The sequence below is a fragment of the Rhizorhabdus histidinilytica genome (assembly GCF_900167915.1).
Lineage (GTDB): Bacteria > Pseudomonadota > Alphaproteobacteria > Sphingomonadales > Sphingomonadaceae > Rhizorhabdus > Rhizorhabdus histidinilytica.
Genome location: NZ_FUYM01000001.1, coordinates 439279 through 456100 on the forward strand (window position 1 = coordinate 439279; position 16822 = coordinate 456100).

Annotated in this window: 19 protein-coding genes and 1 tRNA gene; 6 read left to right on the forward strand and 14 right to left on the reverse strand. The window is 67.7% G+C overall.

What is annotated here, in order from left to right; all coding sequences use genetic code 11:
- Positions 1-14: 14 nt before the first annotated feature.
- The gene (locus B5X82_RS02120) at positions 15-242 is read right to left on the reverse strand and encodes a DUF1192 domain-containing protein (protein ID WP_079646374.1); all 228 of its coding nucleotides are present in this window, start codon (positions 240-242) and stop codon (positions 15-17) included.
- 52 nt (positions 243-294) lie between these two features.
- Between B5X82_RS02120 and B5X82_RS02125 the strand changes: the two genes are divergently transcribed.
- Positions 295-1290 carry an NAD(P)H-quinone oxidoreductase gene (locus B5X82_RS02125; RefSeq protein WP_079646375.1) on the forward strand — a complete coding sequence of 332 codons (996 nt, stop codon included), beginning with the start codon at positions 295-297 and terminating at the stop codon, positions 1288-1290.
- An 18-nt stretch (positions 1291-1308) separates the two neighbouring features.
- On the opposite strand, the gene B5X82_RS02130 is transcribed toward B5X82_RS02125, so the two are convergent.
- The 6 genes from B5X82_RS02130 to B5X82_RS02155 form a co-directional block, all read right to left on the reverse strand.
- Positions 1309-1914, reverse strand: a complete 606-nt coding sequence (locus B5X82_RS02130) for a DUF4142 domain-containing protein (protein WP_079646376.1) — start codon at positions 1912-1914, stop codon at positions 1309-1311.
- 25 nt (positions 1915-1939) lie between these two features.
- Complete coding sequence (locus B5X82_RS02135; protein ID WP_079646377.1) at positions 1940-2677, reverse strand: DUF72 domain-containing protein; 738 nt, start codon at positions 2675-2677, stop codon at positions 1940-1942.
- A complete protein-coding gene (locus B5X82_RS02140) occupies positions 2677-2871 on the reverse strand; it encodes a KTSC domain-containing protein (protein WP_047169818.1) in 195 nt (64 codons plus the stop codon). Before B5X82_RS02140 ends, B5X82_RS02135 begins: the two co-directional genes overlap by 1 nt.
- A 35-nt stretch (positions 2872-2906) precedes the next feature.
- Positions 2907-3338 carry a DUF488 domain-containing protein gene (locus B5X82_RS02145; RefSeq protein ID WP_079646378.1) on the reverse strand — a complete coding sequence of 144 codons (432 nt, stop codon included), beginning with the start codon at positions 3336-3338 and terminating at the stop codon, positions 2907-2909.
- Between the two features lie 11 nt (positions 3339-3349).
- Positions 3350-3544, reverse strand: coding sequence for a hypothetical protein (locus B5X82_RS02150; RefSeq protein ID WP_079646379.1), 195 nt, complete (start codon positions 3542-3544; stop codon positions 3350-3352).
- A gap of 156 nt (positions 3545-3700) precedes the next feature.
- Positions 3701-4456 (reverse strand): TSUP family transporter, encoded by a 756-nt coding sequence (locus tag B5X82_RS02155; RefSeq protein ID WP_079646380.1) that lies wholly within the window; start codon positions 4454-4456, stop codon positions 3701-3703.
- Between the two features lie 75 nt (positions 4457-4531).
- On the opposite strand from B5X82_RS02155, the gene tgt reads away from it, so the two are divergent.
- Positions 4532-5674: a tRNA guanosine(34) transglycosylase Tgt gene (tgt, locus tag B5X82_RS02160; RefSeq protein ID WP_079646381.1), complete on the forward strand. Its 1143-nt coding sequence runs from the start codon at positions 4532-4534 to the stop codon at positions 5672-5674.
- Between the two features lie 6 nt (positions 5675-5680).
- Here the strand turns inward: tgt and B5X82_RS02165 are convergent, their stop codons facing one another.
- From B5X82_RS02165 to cpdR, 3 genes are all read right to left on the reverse strand, one after another.
- Positions 5681-6520 (reverse strand): sugar phosphate isomerase/epimerase family protein, encoded by an 840-nt coding sequence (locus B5X82_RS02165; RefSeq protein ID WP_079646382.1) that lies wholly within the window; start codon positions 6518-6520, stop codon positions 5681-5683.
- A 140-nt stretch (positions 6521-6660) separates the two neighbouring features.
- Positions 6661-6735: transfer RNA gene (locus tag B5X82_RS02170), tRNA-Val, on the reverse strand.
- Positions 6736-6795: 60 nt separating this feature from the next.
- Positions 6796-7170 (reverse strand): cell cycle two-component system response regulator CpdR, encoded by a 375-nt coding sequence (gene cpdR, locus B5X82_RS02175; RefSeq protein ID WP_079646383.1) that lies wholly within the window; start codon positions 7168-7170, stop codon positions 6796-6798.
- Between the two features lie 160 nt (positions 7171-7330).
- On the opposite strand from cpdR, the gene B5X82_RS02180 reads away from it, so the two are divergent.
- Positions 7331-8191 (forward strand): N-formylglutamate amidohydrolase, encoded by an 861-nt coding sequence (locus tag B5X82_RS02180; RefSeq protein WP_079646384.1) that lies wholly within the window; start codon positions 7331-7333, stop codon positions 8189-8191.
- A 300-nt stretch (positions 8192-8491) separates the two neighbouring features.
- On the opposite strand, the gene B5X82_RS02185 is transcribed toward B5X82_RS02180, so the two are convergent.
- Positions 8492-9271, reverse strand: coding sequence for a SapC family protein (locus tag B5X82_RS02185; protein ID WP_079646385.1), 780 nt, complete (start codon positions 9269-9271; stop codon positions 8492-8494).
- 65 nt (positions 9272-9336) lie between these two features.
- Positions 9337-10794: an FAD-binding oxidoreductase gene (locus B5X82_RS02190; protein ID WP_176152442.1), complete on the reverse strand. Its 1458-nt coding sequence runs from the start codon at positions 10792-10794 to the stop codon at positions 9337-9339.
- A gap of 196 nt (positions 10795-10990) precedes the next feature.
- Here B5X82_RS02190 and B5X82_RS02195 point away from each other — a divergent pair, with 196 nt between their 5' ends.
- Both B5X82_RS02195 and B5X82_RS02200 read left to right on the forward strand, forming a co-directional pair.
- Positions 10991-11407 carry a hypothetical protein gene (locus B5X82_RS02195; RefSeq protein WP_079646387.1) on the forward strand — a complete coding sequence of 139 codons (417 nt, stop codon included), beginning with the start codon at positions 10991-10993 and terminating at the stop codon, positions 11405-11407.
- 96 nt (positions 11408-11503) lie between these two features.
- The gene (locus tag B5X82_RS02200; protein ID WP_079646388.1) at positions 11504-12850 is read left to right on the forward strand and encodes a DEAD/DEAH box helicase; all 1347 of its coding nucleotides are present in this window, start codon (positions 11504-11506) and stop codon (positions 12848-12850) included.
- Between the two features lie 256 nt (positions 12851-13106).
- On the opposite strand, the gene B5X82_RS02205 is transcribed toward B5X82_RS02200, so the two are convergent.
- Positions 13107-14510 (reverse strand): M20/M25/M40 family metallo-hydrolase, encoded by a 1404-nt coding sequence (locus B5X82_RS02205; protein ID WP_079646389.1) that lies wholly within the window; start codon positions 14508-14510, stop codon positions 13107-13109.
- A 54-nt stretch (positions 14511-14564) separates the two neighbouring features.
- Complete coding sequence (locus B5X82_RS02210) at positions 14565-16139, reverse strand: phospholipase D-like domain-containing protein (RefSeq protein WP_235862573.1); 1575 nt, start codon at positions 16137-16139, stop codon at positions 14565-14567.
- Positions 16140-16267: 128 nt separating this feature from the next.
- Here B5X82_RS02210 and B5X82_RS02215 point away from each other — a divergent pair, with 128 nt between their 5' ends.
- Positions 16268-16822 (forward strand): biliverdin-producing heme oxygenase, encoded by a 555-nt coding sequence (locus B5X82_RS02215; RefSeq protein WP_139385007.1) that lies wholly within the window; start codon positions 16268-16270, stop codon positions 16820-16822.

The window sequence follows — 16822 nt, forward strand, 5'->3', positions numbered from 1 at the left end:
CGGCAGACGCGTCCTCATCGCTTGAATAGGCTTTCGGCCGTTGCGCGATGGTTAAGGGCGTTCTTGATCTTGGTCCTGCACCGCTCGATCTCGCCCTGCAGCGCGGAGATGCGGGCCTCCAGCTCGTCGACCGACAGATGGTCGATGTCCTGCCGGATGAGTTGCGTCACCGGGTCGTCGGGGCGCTTCGCGAAAAGATCGTCGGGCTCCATGCGCATAACGTTGACCGTGGCGGGCCGCATGTCAATAAACCCTGCGAGAAGCACGCCTCGGCAAAGCCGAAAAGGGAGACCAATGGTCGAGATTCCCGACTGGATGACCGCGATCGACCCCGAGGGCAAGGGCGGACCCGAGATATTGCAGCCGGTGCGCCGCCCGGTTCCCCGGCCGGGACCCGGCCAGGTGCTGATCCGAGTCGCGGCGGCCGGGGTCAACCGTCCCGACGTCGCCCAGCGCAACGGCGCCTATCCGCCGCCTCCCGGCGCGCCGTCGATCCTCGGCCTCGAGGTTTCCGGCGAGGTCGTGGCCCTGGGGGAGGGGGCATTGCCCGAACTGCTCGGCCAGCCGGTCTGTGCGCTCGTCGCGGGCGGCGGCTATGCCGATTATGTCGCGGCCGAGGCGGGGCTCTGCCTGCCGGTTCCGAACACCCTGTCGATGGTCGAGGCGGCGGCGATCCCCGAAACCCTGTTCACCGTGTGGAGCAACGTCTACGAGCGTGCCTATGCGGCCGAAGGCGACCGGCTGCTCGTCCATGGAGGGACCAGCGGGATCGGCACGATGGCGATCCTGCTCGGCCGCATCTTCCAGGTCGAGACGATCGTCACCGCCGGGTCGGACGAGAAATGTGCGGCCGCAATCGGGCTGGGCGCCGCCCACGCGATCAACTACCGCAGCCAGGACTATGTCTCGGAGATCGATCGGATCACCGGCGGAAAGGGCGTGAACATCGTCCTCGACATGGTCGGCGGCGCCTATGTTCCGCGCAACATCGACTGCCTGGCCGATGACGGCCGCCATGTCTCGATCGCGGTGCTCGGCGGCGCCAAGGCCGAGATCCCGATCTGGAAGATCATGCAGAAGCGCCTGACCCTGACCGGATCGACCCTGCGGCCCCGCAGCGCGGCCTTCAAGACGGCAGTGGCAGAGGAGATATCCTCGGTGGTCTGGCCGCATGTCGAGGAGGGGCGGCTGAAGCCGGTGATCGACGCGACCTTCCCGCTCGCCCAGGCGGCCGACGCACACCGCCGCTTGGACGAGGATCATGTCGGGAAGGTCGTGCTCGTCGTCTGACGGAGACGCTTCAGGCGATCACTTGTCCAGGCTCTTGGCGTGGTCGAGATGCTTCTGGACCACCGGCGCGATCCCGCCAGCCGCGGTCTTGAGCGACGCGGTGTCGCCATGCTCGGCATAGTCGCGCATCAGCACCAGCGCGTCCTCATGGGCGTCGACCTGGTTGTCGATGTAGGCTTCGTCGAACGCGGCGCCCTTCTTGGCGCGAAGTTCGGCAAGATCCTCGTTCTGGTCCTCGGTCAGCGTGGCGTTGGGCGTGATCGCGGGGGTAGCGGTCGCCGCCGCGGCCTTGATCTTCGCGGTCGACTCGGTGTGCGCCTTGATCATCTCGGCGGCGAAGTCCTTGACGGCCTGCGACGATGCGTTGGTCTGCGCGATCTTGGCCGCGGCGATCTCGAACGCATCGGACTTGGCCGCCTTGTCGACGAAATCCTGTCCGGTGGGCGTCGGCGTCATCGCCTGCTGGACGTCGACCATCGCGTTCGACGCCATCGCGCCCGCCGTGTCGGCGGTTCCGGCGGCGCCATTGGCGACGCTGTCGGCCGTCTGCTCGGCCTTCTTGCCGCATCCGGCGAGGCTCAGCGCGAGCGCGGCCGTCGATGCGATCAGAAAATGTCTATACATTATCCGTCCTCCTACGTGGCGGGCTCTAAACGACTGGGCCTGCGCGGCGTTCCGGAGAGGCGAGTCTCGCCTGCAGGTCGAGGGCATCGCCGGTCGCGGCCATGGCGGCGGTATTGTCGAAGATGCACCAGCCGCCATGGCATCGCAGCAGCGCGGCATGGCGGTCCAGTTCGGCTTCGCCATAGGCCGAGCGATACATGACCGGCGATCCGTGCAACCGGAGATAGACCAACCCCGGCCAGCCGCCGGGTTCCCCCGCGCCCTTGGCGGGCGCGGGATCGGCGGCGACGCGGGCGACACGACGATCGGCCAGCAGCCGGTCGGCGGCGCCGGTGAACCAGCTCGGATGGCGCGGCTCGCAGGCGATCGGCACCTGGGTCGTCGTGCGGCATAGGGCCAGGAAGGCGGACAGCACTTTGGCGTCGAAGGCCAGCGACGGCGGCAATTGCAGCAGCAGGACGCCCAGCTTGTCGCCAAGCCCGCTCGCCTCCGCCACGAAACGGTCGAGAGTGTCGCCGCAGTCGACCAGACGCAGCTCGTGGCTGATCCGCCTGGGGATCTTCACCGCGAACCGGAAATCGTCGCGGACGCTCGCGGCCCAGCGCCGGTAGGTGGTGACGCGATGCGGGCGATAGAAGCTGCTGTTGATCTCGACCGCATCGAAGCGGGCCGCATAGCGTTCGAGATGCGTTCCCTCAGCGGGGAAGGCGGCGGCATGGATCGAGGGGATCGACCAGCCGGCGGTACCGATCCTTACGCGCATCAGCGGCGGGTGAAGGCGAAATGGTCGCGGATGCGGGCGTTGAAGAAGCGCCCCTTCGAGCGTGCGGCCCGCATCGCCGCGACGATCCGCGCCGGCACGTCGTGATAGCTGTAACGCCGGCCGGTCACGAACTCGATGTCGAGCCGCCGCGCCGCCGCGTCATAGTCGAAGCTGCGGATGACCGAGGAAGGCATGCTCCGGAAACGCGCGAGCGGGCTGCGCGCTCCCGTCAGGCGAACAGGTCGACCACCTCGGCATCGGGAAACACCGCTTCGACGAGCAGCGAACGGTGGCAGCAGCCGGGCTCGCGCTCGAAGCAGAGCAGCGCGGTCGGCCGTTCGCGCGCCATGTCGGCCAGCATCGCGGCCTGCGCCATCGCTTCGGGCAGGGCGAGCTGACCGTCATAGACCCGGCGCAGCGTCGTCATGTCGTGGCGCCGCGCGGCGGTGCGGCCTTCGGGCGGCGTGCCGAGCGCCTTCAGCCCGACATAGTCGATCCCGGCCTCGCGCAGTCCGGCTGCCAGGATATTCTTGGAAAAGCCCGGCCGCCGAGATAGCGGCACCGCGCGGACGTCGGCGAGCAGCGTCACGCCGGCGGTGCGGAGCCGATCGATCAGCTCCGCCTGGGTCGCGCCCTCATAGCCGATCGTGAAGATCCGCATGGGGCCCGGTGTCAGCTCTTGCCGCCGCCGTTGTTGCGGTTGGTGTAGAGCAGCGCGGCGACGATCGCCGCCGATCCGATGCCGATCGCGGCGCCGACGACGGCGGTCTTTTTGGTGATCTTGGGGGTGGGGACGCCCTTCTTCTTCTTTGCGGCGGGTTTCTCCGCGGCTGGCGGGCTGTCCGGCGTGCTGTTCTCGTCGCTCAACGTCACTCTCTCCTGCCTGTACGGGCCCCTGCTGGGCGCCGACGGCTCGGGAAGGCAAGCGGTTCCTCGGTGAGTCGTTCGGGCGCCGTGGCGAATAGCCCGTGCGGTTTCCCCTCATAGGCCATCGGGGCGGCGAGGGGGAACCCCGAAACCGGTTCAGCTCAGTGCGTCCCAGAGCAGCTTGGCGGTGAGCGCGAGGCAGATCGTCACCAGCACCGGACGGATCACCTTCGCCCCGAAGCGGATCGCGGTGTGCGAACCGGTCCACGCGCCCGAGGCGGCGCCGACCGCCATGCACAGGCCAAGCAGGATCATTGCATGTCCGGTCGAAAGAAAAACAATCAAGCTACCGAAATTACTAGAGAAATTGAATGCCTTGGTGTGTGCGGTAGCGCGGATCAGGCCCATGCCGCGCAGCGATACCAGGCTGGTCGCGAAGAAGCTGCCGGTGCCCGGTCCGAAGAAGCCGTCATAGAAGCCGATCGCGCCTCCGACCGGCAGATAGCCGCGCGTGCCAAGCCGATGATGAACGTCCTCGTCCGACATGCGCGGGCTGAGCAGCACATAGGCGGCGACTGCGACGAGCAGCACCGGCACGATCAGCTTGAGCACATCGGTCTTGATCGACTGGACGATCCAGGCGCCGAGCCCCGAAAGGATCAGGATCACCACCACCTGTGGCCAGTAGGTCCGCCAGTCGATCAGGCCCTTGCGGCTGAAGTTGAAGGTCGCGGTGGCGGAGCTGAAACTTGACTGCAGCTTATTGGTCGCCAGCGTCGCGATTGGCGGGACGCCGGCCGACAGCATCGCCGGAACGGTCAGCAGCCCGCCGCCGCCGGCGATCGCGTCGATGAAGCCGGCGATGAAGGCGACGACCGTCAGCAGCGCATAGGTTTCGATGGCCAGATGCATGGATCGCCCGTGCCGCAGGGGGCGACGGAGCGCAAGCCTTGGCAGTACGGGGCCGCGCCTCTATGGCCTGCGGCCATGACGGCACCCCGCTTCCACTTCTCGATCGCCGCGACCGACGGCAAGGCCCGCACCGGCACGATCCGCATGCAGCGCGGCGACATCCGCACTCCGGCCTTCATGCCGGTCGGGACCGCCGCGACCGTCAAGGCGATGAAGCCGGCAGACGTCCGCGCGACCGGCGCGGACATCATCCTCGGCAACACCTATCACCTGATGCTGCGCCCCGGCGCGGAGCGCGTCGCCCGGCTCGGCGGGCTGCATCGTTTCATGCGCTGGGATCGACCGATCCTGACCGATAGCGGCGGCTATCAGGTGATGAGCCTGTCGGCGCTGACCCGGCGGAGCGAAGAGGGCGTGTCGTTCAAGAGTCATCTCGACGGCTCCGCGCACATGCTGAGTCCCGAGCGGTCGATCGAGATCCAGCGGCTGCTCGGTTCCGACATCGTCATGGCGTTCGACGAGCTGGTGCCGACCACGACCACGGTGCAGCAGCAGGCCGAGGCGATGGAGCGCTCGATGCGCTGGGCCAAGCGTTCGCGCGACGCGTTCGACGCGGGCGGCGAGCATGCCGGGCGGGCGGCCTTGTTCGGCATCCAGCAGGGCGCGCTCGACGAGAAGCTGCGCAAGGCCTCGGCCGACGCGCTGCTGGCGATCGGTTTCGACGGCTATGCGGTCGGCGGGCTCGCGGTGGGCGAGGGGCAGGAGGCGATGTTCGCCACGCTCGACTTCGCGCCGGGCCAACTCGACCCCGACAAGCCTCGTTACCTGATGGGCGTCGGCAAGCCCGACGACATCGTCGGCGCGGTCGAGCGGGGTATCGACATGTTCGACTGCGTGCTGCCGACGCGATCGGGGCGCAACGGCCAGGCCTTCACCCGCCGGGGTCCGATCAACCTGCGCAACGCCCGGTTCGGCGAGGACGAGCGGCCGCTCGACGAAAGCTGCGCCTGCGCGGTGTGCGGCCAGTTCAGCCGCGCCTATCTCCACCACCTGATCCGCGCCGGCGAGATCCTCGGCGCGATGCTGATGACCGAGCATAATCTCAGCTTCTACCAGGGGCTGATGGAGGACCTGCGCGCGGCGATCGCGACTGGCACGTTGTCGAGCTTCGCCGCCGATTTCCGCGCCGCCTATCATGGCGGCGGCACGGGCGACTAGCGGAACTCAGGCTGCCAGGCGCGCCGCCGCGACGCGATCGATCAGCGCGCGGGCAGGGGCCAGCGCCCGTTCGGCGCGCTCGCGCGGACCGATGCCCGCTTCGGCCACCGCGCGCATCGGCACCTCGACGCCGATCGCCGGATCGTCGCGGAGCGCCATCAGGATGTCGAACAGGGGCAGTTCGCCTTCGCCCGGCGGGAGGCGCGAGAAGGCCGCTTCCTCGAAATAGATGGGGTGGGCCGGCGCGAGTGGCACGTCGCAGAGCTGCACATAGCCGATCGTGCCGGGCGCCAGCGCGGCGACGTCGGCGGGCGTTCCACCCGAGCGGATGAGGTGCATCGTATCGAGCAGGATTCGGCAATCGGACCGGCCGACATGCCGCCATGCCGCTAGAGCGGTCGGCAGGTCCGGCGTGCTGACGCGCCCGCGCGAGAACTCGATGGCGCTGTCGATGCCGGCCGCGCCGGCCATCTCGGCCAGCAGGGCATATTGATCGAAGGTTCGCGCCATGTCGGGATCGAAGCTCAATATGTTGACGCAGCGCACCCCGAGCTCCGCCATGATCGCGACGTCGTCGGCATAGAGGTCGCGCACGTCGCGATCGGGGCGGACGACCAGGCCTTCGCCGAGCGCGAGCGTCACCCCATGATCCCGCGCCACGGCAACCAGATCGCGCCGGAGCGCGCGATCGGTCCGCAGCGAATAGGGCGCATAGCCTTCCGGGTTGCAGTCGAGCGGTTCGAGGATCAGCGAGATGGACGGCGCGCCGAGGTCGGCCGCGAGCTCGACGAACGCCACCGGCGGCAGCGCGAACACGGTGAGGAAGTCTATGCCGGGACGGTTCACGCCATGCCTCTCCCTCATGCCTCGTCGCCGACGCGTATAGAGGAATGAACGGGCGATGTCCTTCATCCCGCACCGGCGGGCTCGGAAGCAGTCTTTCGGGAAACAAAAACCCCGGCAAGTCAGCGACTTGCCGGGGTTTGTGGTGGGCGTGGCAAGGATTGAACTTGCGACCCCTGCGATGTCAACACAGTGCTCTACCACTGAGCTACACGCCCAATGCGGGGCTCCCTAGCCGAGGCTTTCGGGGTGCGCAACCCCGTGTCACAGCTTTTTCTTCAAAGGCCCGAAGCGCTGCCCACCTGGAACATCCGATCGACCTCGAGAACCAGGTCGCGCAGGTGGAAGGGTTTCGACAATATCTTGGCGTCGGGCGGCGTCGCGCCGGATTTCAGCGTGACCGCGGCGAAGCCGGTGATGAACATGACGCGCATGTTCGGCGCGATCACATTGGCGCGTTGCGCCAGTTCGATCCCGTCCATCTCGGGCATGACGATGTCGGTCAGCAGCAGGTCGAAACTGCTTTCCTCGATCAGCGGCAGCGCGGCGGTGCCGCGGTCGACGCTGGTGACGGCGTAGCCCGACCGTTCGAGCGCGCGCGCCAGATATTCGCGCATCGAATCGTCGTCTTCGGCCAGCAATATACGGATCATGACCCGATCGTACCCCGCAGCCGGCCACATGCCGGACCCGCGCCCTCCTTATGCGCCCATCGCTTAACAAATTCCAGCCGCGCGAAATTCGACCTTCGGGGAATGGTGGCGGAAAGGCGGCGGTTGCACGCCGTGCCCGACCTCCCTAGCACTGGCGGCGATGGCTTCCGAACCCGCCTTCTCGATCCTCGGTCCCGCGACGCCGCGCTCGCCGGTGCTGCTGGCGGTGCCGCACGCCGGGCGATCCTATCCCGCCGAGGTGGTGGCGCGGGCGCGGGTGCCGATGGAGCGGTTGCGCGCGCTGGAGGATCGCCATGCCGAGCGGCTCGTCGCCCAGGCGGTCGATGCGGGCGCGACCGCGATCGTCGCGCATCTCGCGCGCGCCGCGATCGACCTCAACCGCGACCCGCGCGAGATCGATCCGGCGATGATCGAGGGGAAGCCCGGCACGGAGGGGCTGCTCATGACCGGCAAGGTCCGCGCCGGGCTCGGCCTGTTCCCGCGCCGCCTGCCTTCCTGTGGCGAATTGTGGCGCACGAGGATGCCGGTGGACGCCGCCATGCGGCGGATCGCGGAGGTCCACGAGCCCTATCATCGCGCCATCGCCGAGCGGATCGAGGCGACGCGTGCGGTGTTCGGTGCGGCGGTGCTGATCGATTGTCATTCGATGCCGCCGCTGCCGGTGCGGCAGGCGGGCGGCCCGGTACGCATCGTGATCGGCGACCGCTTCGGTGCGGGCGCCGCCGGAGCGGTGGTCGATCTCGTCCTGGCGGTGATCGACGGGGTGGGGCTGCGCGCCGCGCGCAACCATCCCTATGCGGGCGGCTATACGATCGACCGCCACGGCCGGCCGCGCCGGCAGGTCCATGCGATCCAGATCGAATATGACCGATCGCTCTATCTCGACGCCGCGCTCGACGCGCCGACCGCTCAGATCGAGGATTGCGGACGGCTGCTCGCGGCGATCGTCGCGGAACTGGGGGCGCTGTTCAGCCCCGACCTGCCGATGGCGGCCGAATAGCGAAAGAGACCGTCAGAGCCTCAAAAGCCCGGAAATCGGGGCTTTCGATCTTCCGCATAAAAAAGAACCACCTCGTGCTTACGCACGAGGTGGCCAAGGTTCAGGGAGGAACGCATCCCGAGGGATGCGTCGTACGGGGCCGCGAAAGGGGGGCACGACCACCGCACATCAACAAGATAGGGCGCTTCCCCTGCGGATTCAAGGACAGTTCGTCCTCCTCGGGAAAATTCCTTATCTTTGTCGTGGCTTTGGGTCCGGACGGCGTCCGAGGCCGGAAGCGTTTCCGGCCCCGGATCGGGGTCAGGCCGGAACCGCCGGGGCGGGCATGGCCGGGGCCTTGCCCTGCTGCATCTGCAGCGAGAACACATCGCGAATCAGCGACAGCGAGAAGAGGTGCGCATAGATCAGCGGCAGCAGGCCGCTCTGGACCATCTTGCGGAGCACGTCACCGCGCAGCTCCTTGAGTTTGTCTTCCGACACGATCTGGAAACCGCGATAGACGAAGGGCTGGCCGCCGCCGTCGGGCTCGATCGTCACTTCGCCGTCGATCAGCAGCTTGTTCTGGATCAGCTCCTGCATGAACATGCCGGTGCGCATGCCGGCCTGCTCGAACTGCTCGCAGAAGGCGAGGGTGTTCTTGATCGCCTCCGAAGGCTCCTCCCCCTCGAACAGCGGCGCGCCATCGTCGAATTCGCCCAGCAGGCCGGCGGTGCTGTCGAAGCAGAGCGAAAGGTCGTCGCTGTCCGGCCGCAGCCGCGCGAGCATGAACGGGTAGCGGCGGACATAGGCCGGGACGTAGAGGTCGCGGGTCGGCTGGCCCTTCTCGTCGGTGAAGACGTTGACGCCCTCGTTCAGGCCGAACAGCGCGAGCGGAACGGGATCGGGACCGACCGAGAAGACGATCGGGTAATGGCGCTGTGCCGGGATGAACTCCTCGACGGTCAGCGGCACCGCATGCGCCTTGCCGAAGAACTCGGCGCTCTCCATCGTCTTCGCCTTCCACGAGGCGTGGAGCTGGCTCGAAAGGGGCTGCAGGTCGTTGTAGAACAGGGGCAGGGCGTTGGCCGGGGCGCTCGCCATCGAAAATCTCCTGAAGAATATAGGTCTCGTGTTCGGACGACGGGCCCGAAGGATGCCGCCGCCGTCTATTGGTCCTCGTCGTCGGAAGCAAGCGGAACGAGCTTTCCGGGGTTCATGATACCCAGCGGATCGAACGCCTGCTTGATCGCGCGAAGGGCGTGGAGACGAACCGGATCGGTCAGCCGCGCGAACTCGTCCAGCTTGGCTTGGCCGATGCCATGCTCGGCCGACAGCGATCCCCCGGCCGCGGCGACCCGGTCGTGAACTAGCGCGCTCGCCGCGGCGCCATGCTCAGCGATCCAGGCGCGGCGGGAGGCGTTCTCGGGCGGCAGCAGGTTGAAATGGATGTTGCCGTCGCCGAGGTGGCCGAAAGCGATGATCCGCGACCCCGGATAGCGTGCCTCGATCCGCTCGCGCTCGCGCTCCAGGAAGGCCGGCATCTCCGACACCGGCACCGATATGTCGTGCTTGAGCGAGGGGCCGTCGATCTTCTCGGCCTCCGAGATCGATTCGCGCAGCGCCCACAGCGCCTCGGCCTGCGCCTCGTTCGCCGCGATCGTCGCGTCGACGACCAGCCCGTCCTCGATCGCGGCGGCGAGCGCCTGTTCGAGCGCGTCGCGCGGATCGGGGCCACCGGTGCTTCCTATCGCCTCGACCAGCACGTTCCACGGACAGGGATCGGCCAGCGGCGCACGCGCGCCGCCGATGTTGCGCAGGACCAGCGCGAGCGCGTCCGCCGGCACCAGTTCGAAGCTCTCGACCGCCTCGCCTGTCCGTTCCTCCAGCCGGCGGAGCAGCGCCAGCGCCGCCCGCGGATCGGGCACCCCGACCCAGGCGACCGCGCGCGCGGCCACGGCGGGCACCAGCCGCAGCGCGGCGGCGGTGACGACGCCGAGCGTCCCTTCGGCGCCGGTCAGCAGCTGGCGCAGATCATAGCCGCGATTGTCCTTGCGCAGCGTCGCGAGTCCCTCGAACCGGGATCCGTCGGGCAACACCGCCTCGACCCCCAGCACCAGCGCGCGCATCGGCCCGAAGCGGAGCACCTGGGTGCCGCCGGCGTTGGTCGAGACCAGGCCACCGACCGTCGCCGATCCCTTGGCCGCGAGCGACAGCGGGAACCGCCGGCCGATCGCGGCGGCGGCGTCGTGCAGGTCGGACAGGATCACCCCTGCCTCGGCGATCACGGCATTGTCCTCGGCGGAGATCGAGCGGATCCGGTTCATTCGCCGCAGCGACAGCAGCAGCGCCGACCCGTCGGCCGGCGGAGTCGCGCCGCCGACCGTGCCGGTGTTGCCGCCCTGCGGCACCAGTGCGACCCGCGCCTCGGCGGCAAGGCGGACCACCTCGGCCACCTGCGCGGTTGACGATGGCGCGAGCAGCGCGAGGGTCTCGCCGCGATAGCGATCGCGCCAGTCGGTCAGCCACGGGGTCACGAGATCGGGATCGGTGACGAAGCCCTGCGGCCCGAGCAGGGTGCGGAGACGATCGAGCAGCAGGGGGGCGGGGGCATGGAGGCGGGGCATGGCCGGAGCATAATGCAGGCGCCGCGCGATTTGCCAGCGCGCGATGGCGCGTCAGTTCATCCACGGTTCAAATGATTGCGTCGAGGATCGAACCGGGTAAGGATCGCGTTTAAAGCGCGAAATCTCGAAAAAGGGTGGATTCTCGACCGTGATGCCTGGCCGCTTGCCGCGATTGCTGTGTGCCGGGAGACGTCCCATGGTCTTGGTCGCCCTCGGAACGGGGCTGGGGCTTGCGATCCCCGCGGCGGCCGATCCGCGCCCCGTCCGCGTCGCCCAGATCACCGTCGAGCAATCGCTGATCGTGCGGGTGCCGCGCCGCGTGCCCGCCAAGCCGCTGCGCTGGAAGGAGAAGAAGGGCCCCAAATGCGTCGCGATGAGCGCGATCGCAGGAGCCGCCGTCGTCGCCGACGATGCGATCGACCTGGCGCTCAAGGGCGGGCAGCGGCTGCGTGCCAAATTCTCCTCGCGCTGCCCGGCGCTCGACTATTATTCGGGCTTCTACATCCTGCCGACCGAGGACGGCAGGATCTGCGGCGATCGCGACGTGATCCGCACCCGTTCCGGCGGACAGTGCGAGATCGAGCGATTCCGCAGGCTCGTTCTCGACGATTGAACCCCATCCGGCCCCTAATTTCCTTGACAAAACACGGTCGGACGCCCAATCGCGCGCACTGTGCGGCGCTCATTGCCGTCTTTTCCGGATAGCTTCATGTCCTTTGCCGATCTCGGCCTTTCTGACGAACTCCTCCGTGCGGTCTCGGAGGCCGGCTATAGCGAGCCGACCCCTATCCAGGCCCAGGCGATCCCTCCGGTCCTGATGATGAAGGACCTGATCGGCATCGCGCAGACGGGGACGGGCAAGACCGCCAGCTTCGTGCTGCCGATGATCGACATCCTCGCGCATGGCCGCAGCCGCGCGCGCATGCCGCGCTCGCTGATCCTGGAACCGACCCGCGAGCTCGCCGCGCAGGTTGCCGAGAACTTTGAGAAATATGGTAAATATCATAAGCTTACCATGGCTCTCCTCATCGGCGGTGTGAACATGGGCGATCAGGTTGCCGCGCTCGAGAAGGGCGTCGACGTGCTGATCGCCACGCCGGGCCGCCTGATGGATCTGTTCGGGCGCGGCAAGATCCTGCTGACCGGGTGCAGCCTGCTCGTCATCGATGAGGCGGACCGGATGCTCGACATGGGCTTCATCCCCGACATCGAGGAAATCTGCACCAAGCTGCCCGCCCAGCGGCAGACGCTGCTCTTCTCGGCGACGATGCCGGCGCCGATCAAGAAGCTGGCCGACAAGTTCCTGTCGAACCCCAAGCAGATCGAGGTGTCGCGGCCGGCGAGCACCAACCTGGCGATCGACCAGTCGCTCGTCGAGACGTCGAGCCGCGGCAAGCGCGAGACGCTGCGCGATTTGCTGCGTGGCGAGGAGGTCTCGACCGCGATCATCTTCTCGAACCGCAAGACGACGGTGCGCGAGCTGGCCCAGAGCCTCGGCCGCCACGGTTTCAAGGCCGGGCAGATCCACGGCGATATGGAGCAGCCCGAGCGGCTGCGCGAGCTCGACCGCTTCAAGGGCGGGGAGATCAACATCCTCGTCGCCTCCGACGTCGCGGCACGCGGGCTCGACATCAAGGGCGTCAGCCACGTCTTCAATTTCGACGTGCCCTGGCATCCCGACGATTATGTCCACCGCGTCGGCCGCACCGGCCGCGGCGGCGCGACCGGCACCGCAATCACGCTGGTGACCCCGGAGGATGCCGAGGCGATCGAGGCGATCGAGAAGCTGACCGGCAACAAGATCGCCCGGCGCGGCAAGCCGGCCGGCGCGGCCGATGAGGCCCCCCCCGAAGCGACCGAGCCGCGGCGCGAGAAGCGCGAGCGGGGCGGACGCCGCGAGAGGAAGGCCGAGGTGCCCGCGCCGCGCGAGGCGAAGCGCGAGGACCGCGACCGCCGCCCGCGCCGCGACGACCGCCGTCGCGACCCCATCGACGATGAGCCCGACGACGGCTGGAACGGCCCGGTGCCGGGCTTCCTGAGCGTCAGCCTGGGCTGAACCGCTCCTACGCATCGGCAAGTCCAGAGCAAGCGGCTTTCAATCCGACGCGCCCGTCTCAGATAACGAGGCTAGATGCTTTGGGACCGTTCGTCCCGAGCGAAGTCGAGGGACGTTGGTTCTCGCAACATGTCCCGACTTCAGCCAAAGGCTGAAGTTTATCCCGAGCGCCTGCCTTGCAGGCAGTCGCGGGGCTCGACACGAACTGATTGATATATGATCTGAAGTTGAATTCAGAGTGTTTTGAAATTCATAGCTATTTCGACAGGTCGACGATCAGCGTCCGCATCAGCCGCAGCGCCGGATCGATGCTCGCCACCGGCGCGCGTTCGTTCAGGCCGTGCGAGAAGTCGTCGGCGGGGTTGAGGAACATGCCGAGCACGCCATAGCTCGGCACGCCTTTCGCGCGGAAATAGAGGCTGTCGGTGGCGCCCGCCGCCATCTGCGGCACGATCGGCAGGCCAGGGAAGCTCTGGTCGATCCCCTTGCGCACCGCCTTCATCAGGTCGGGGCGAAGCGGCGAGGCGTCGCTGCCGAGCGGATGATCGAGGATGGTGACGGTCGCCTTGGGGTTGTCGATCACCTTCGCCAGCGTATCGCGTACGCTCTCGATCGGGACGCCGGGGAAGATGCGGCAATTGACCGACACCGTCGCCTTCTGCGGCAGCGCGTTGAGCGCATGGCCGCCCGACAGCATCGTGGGCACGCAGGTCGTACCGGTGATGCCGACATATTCGGGCTCGGCGCGCAGCGTCGCGATCGCCGCCGCGTCGTCGGGATTATCGGCGAAGCGCAGCATCGCCGCGCCGATCGTGCCGCCGACCTGCTTGCCGGTCGCCTTGAAATAGGCGCGGGTGATCTCGTTGACCTGGGCGGGGAATTTATACGCGGCGATGCGGTCGATCGCCTGGGCGAGGGTGGCGATCGCGTTGGTGGCGCCCGGGCGGCTCGAATGGCCGCCGGGATCGGTCACGCTGATCTCGATGTCGGCATAGGTCTTCTCGCCGCCCTGGACGTAGAAGGCGACCGGCTTGCCCTGGTCGTCGAGCATGCCGCCGCCACCGTCGGCGTTGAGCAGCAACTCGGCATCGCCGCCATAGCGCTCGGCGAGGCGGGCGGTCGTCGCCATCGCGGTCTCCTCGTCGCCCGACAGCAGCAGGAGGATGTCGCGCGACGGCTTGAACCCCTCGGCCTTGAGCTTGAGCAGGGTCGAAACCAGCACTGCGTCGCCGAACTTCATGTCGAGCGACCCGCGCCCGTAGACGAAGCCGTTCTCCTCGACCGGGGTGAAGGGATCGCGCGTCCAGTCGGACGGCCGCGCCTCGACCACGTCCATGTGGCCCGACAGCAGCAGCGGCTTGCCCTTGCCGGTGCCCCGGTAGCGGGCGGCGAGCGAGATGTCGTCGCCCTCGCCCTCGATCACGATGTCCTCGGCCGCGAAGCCGCCCTGCTTGAGCAGGTCGGCGACGTAAGTCGCCATCGCCCTTGTCTGGCCGCGGCCATGGACGGTCGGGATGGAGATCATCTTCTTCCAGATGTCCAGCATCTGGCGGTGCTGCGCGGGATCGACCGGGGCCGGCGCGGCGTGGGCGGGCTGGGCGGCGAGCGGCAGGATGGTGCCCGCGAGCAGGGCGATCGGCAGGGTTCGGGAACGGCGCATCGAGGCGTCCTTACAAGGATGAAAGCCGGAGATTGGCGAGGCGCCGGGCGGCCGTCAATCGTCGAGCTGGCGGGCCGCGTTCCACAGCTTGCGGAATTTGCGCCGCCAGCGGCCGCGATTGCGTTCGCGCCGGGCGCGGCGCTTCTCGCGGATCGTGTCGAACAATTGCCGGGTACCGCGCCGCAGGAAGCCGCGGAACAGGCCCCGGTTCGACAGGGGCTCGAACCGCTCGTCGACCGATTCCGGATCGAGCAGGCCGCTCGCGCCGATCGCGAGCGTCGCGTCGCTCCATTGGTGCGGTTCGAAGGGAATGAGCGACTTGGCCGTGCCGATCAGGCATTCGACGGTCGCGATCAGCGAGCCGGTGCGGTCGAAGGCGTCGCGCACCGCATCGGGCGCGACGCCGAGATGCTCGGCCATCAACGCCTCGCGCAGCCGGCGGATCGCCGGATCGGGGGCGTCGCTCGCCTCGCCCTCCAGCGCGATGTCGCATTCGCTGTCGAGCCCCATCGACCGGTTGTTCATGTTCGACGACCCGACCCGCAGGATGCGGTCGTCGACGATCAGCAGCTTCGAATGGACGTAGATCGGCTTCCGGCCGGCGGTGACAGGGGTGTAGATCTGGAAATGGTCGTCGCGGTCGATCTCCGCCAGCGCGAAGAAGAGCTCGGCCCGTGCGCTGCCCATCGCCGCTTCCTGGAGCCAGCCGTCGGCGCTGATCGGGTTGACGATGACGATCTCGGGCGGGCGGCGCTCGGTCAGTCGCCGGGCGATCGCCTCGGCGACCCGGCGCGACGCGAAATACTGGTTGTCGGCATAGATGAAGCGCTTCGCCGCCGCGATCATGTCGACATAGAGCTGCTCGATCTCGCGGACTTCGGCGGCGCCTTCGCTTTTCGGATGGGTACGGGCGATGGCGATCGCCCGGTCGTGGAACAGCGGTTCGACCCGCTCGGGCCATATCCCGCCATGCGACGCCGGCACGGGCAGGACCCGGCCCGTCGCGCGCTTCCAGCGTTCGCGCGCCAGATCGCCCAGCGCGGCGGCGGCGGGCCCTTCGATCATCCCGGCGGTGTCGTGCCAAGGCATATAGGGCTTGCCGTTCGGCCGGCAGCGGCGCGGATCGCCGTCAAGGTGCTCGGGCGTGTCCCAGCGGTCCTCGGTCATGTCGATGCCGCCGCACAGCGCCACCGAATCGTCGATGACGAGAATCTTCTGATGGTGCGTCGCGCCGATCGGATGGCTGCTGTCGAAACGGATCGAGACGTTGCGGGTCATCCGCCAGCGCAGGATGGTGAAGATCGACAGCCCGCGTGTCAGCATCTTCAGGAAGCCCATGTTCCAGATCAGCAGGTTGATCCGCAGCTCTGGCCGGCGCCGGACGAGCCAGGGGATGAATTGCGCAAGGCAGTTGGGCGGTTCGTCGCCGTCCCCGCCTTCGGCCAGATCGGGATCGAGGAGGATACGGGGATCGACGTCCCAGCCGACCAGCAATATCTGCTCGCGCGCCTGGAGCATCGCGTCGCGCGCGGTGCGGAAATAGTCGGCGGCATCGACGATCACCGCGGCCCGCGACGCTCGCTCGATCCGCCAGCAATTCTCGCCCTGTACGAAGATCCCGCTCGACATCACTCGCCCGACACCGAATATAGGCCCCTGATTTTGGCCCCGTAACATTTTCCACGGACCCTAACGCGCCGCCGCTCGTTTCGTGCCATTGGAGCCGGCGCCAGTCCACGACCAGTTGGGACACAATCTTGAAGTCTGAGAATGGCATTTCCCTGAGGGACAGATTGCGGCGGGAAACCGGAGCGGCGCACGGCCGTGTCGATGGACTGTTCGGCGCCTGCGATCTCGCAACCGAGCAGGGCTATGGCACCTTCCTGCGGGCCCAGGCGGTCGCATGGGAAACCCTTCGGCCGCTGCTCGACGATGGATCGCTCGCCCGTGCCGATGCGCTGCGGCGCGATCTCGATGCGCTGGGCCTGGCCGTGCCGCCGCCGCTTCGCAATGTCGACCTCCCCGAGATGGCAACAGCCGGTCATGACTATGTGCTCGAAGGCTCGCGCCTCGGCTCCGCCGTCCTGCTCCGGCAGTTGCGGGCCGCGTCGCCGGCGCTTGCCGAAAGAGCCGGAGCCTATCTTCTGGAGTCTGGTGATACGGCCGGGTGGAAGCTTCTGTCGACTAGGTTACAGAATGAGGGAGGCGTCCATGATAGCAATGACAAAATCGTCGAGGATGCCTTGTTCGTTTTCGACCTTTTCGAACGATCCTGGCATGCGGTGGACATGAGCCCCGCCAACATAAGCTGA

What these genes read in the sequence shown, in the direction of transcription:
- B5X82_RS02180 (WP_079646384.1), top strand. Translation starts at nt 7,331, where the DNA reads ATGGCTTCCGAACCCGCCTTCTCGATCCTCGGTCCCGCGACGCCGCGC.
- B5X82_RS02120 (WP_079646374.1), bottom strand. Translation starts at nt 242, where the DNA reads ATGCGGCCCGCCACGGTCAACGTTATGCGCATGGAGCCCGACGATCTT.
- B5X82_RS02210 (WP_235862573.1), bottom strand. Translation starts at nt 16,139, where the DNA reads ATGTCGAGCGGGATCTTCGTACAGGGCGAGAATTGCTGGCGGATCGAG.
- B5X82_RS02190 (WP_176152442.1), bottom strand. Translation starts at nt 10,794, where the DNA reads ATGCCCCGCCTCCATGCCCCCGCCCCCCTGCTGCTCGATCGTCTCCGC.
- tgt (WP_079646381.1), top strand. Translation starts at nt 4,532, where the DNA reads ATGACGGCACCCCGCTTCCACTTCTCGATCGCCGCGACCGACGGCAAG.
- B5X82_RS02195 (WP_079646387.1), top strand. Translation starts at nt 10,991, where the DNA reads ATGGTCTTGGTCGCCCTCGGAACGGGGCTGGGGCTTGCGATCCCCGCG.
- B5X82_RS02145 (WP_079646378.1), bottom strand. Translation starts at nt 3,338, where the DNA reads ATGCGGATCTTCACGATCGGCTATGAGGGCGCGACCCAGGCGGAGCTG.
- cpdR (WP_079646383.1), bottom strand. Translation starts at nt 7,170, where the DNA reads ATGATCCGTATATTGCTGGCCGAAGACGACGATTCGATGCGCGAATAT.
- B5X82_RS02125 (WP_079646375.1), top strand. Translation starts at nt 295, where the DNA reads ATGGTCGAGATTCCCGACTGGATGACCGCGATCGACCCCGAGGGCAAG.
- B5X82_RS02185 (WP_079646385.1), bottom strand. Translation starts at nt 9,271, where the DNA reads ATGGCGAGCGCCCCGGCCAACGCCCTGCCCCTGTTCTACAACGACCTG.
- B5X82_RS02155 (WP_079646380.1), bottom strand. Translation starts at nt 4,456, where the DNA reads ATGCATCTGGCCATCGAAACCTATGCGCTGCTGACGGTCGTCGCCTTC.
- B5X82_RS02135 (WP_079646377.1), bottom strand. Translation starts at nt 2,677, where the DNA reads ATGCGCGTAAGGATCGGTACCGCCGGCTGGTCGATCCCCTCGATCCAT.
- B5X82_RS02130 (WP_079646376.1), bottom strand. Translation starts at nt 1,914, where the DNA reads ATGTATAGACATTTTCTGATCGCATCGACGGCCGCGCTCGCGCTGAGC.
- B5X82_RS02205 (WP_079646389.1), bottom strand. Translation starts at nt 14,510, where the DNA reads ATGCGCCGTTCCCGAACCCTGCCGATCGCCCTGCTCGCGGGCACCATC.
- B5X82_RS02140 (WP_047169818.1), bottom strand. Translation starts at nt 2,871, where the DNA reads ATGCCTTCCTCGGTCATCCGCAGCTTCGACTATGACGCGGCGGCGCGG.
- B5X82_RS02200 (WP_079646388.1), top strand. Translation starts at nt 11,504, where the DNA reads ATGTCCTTTGCCGATCTCGGCCTTTCTGACGAACTCCTCCGTGCGGTC.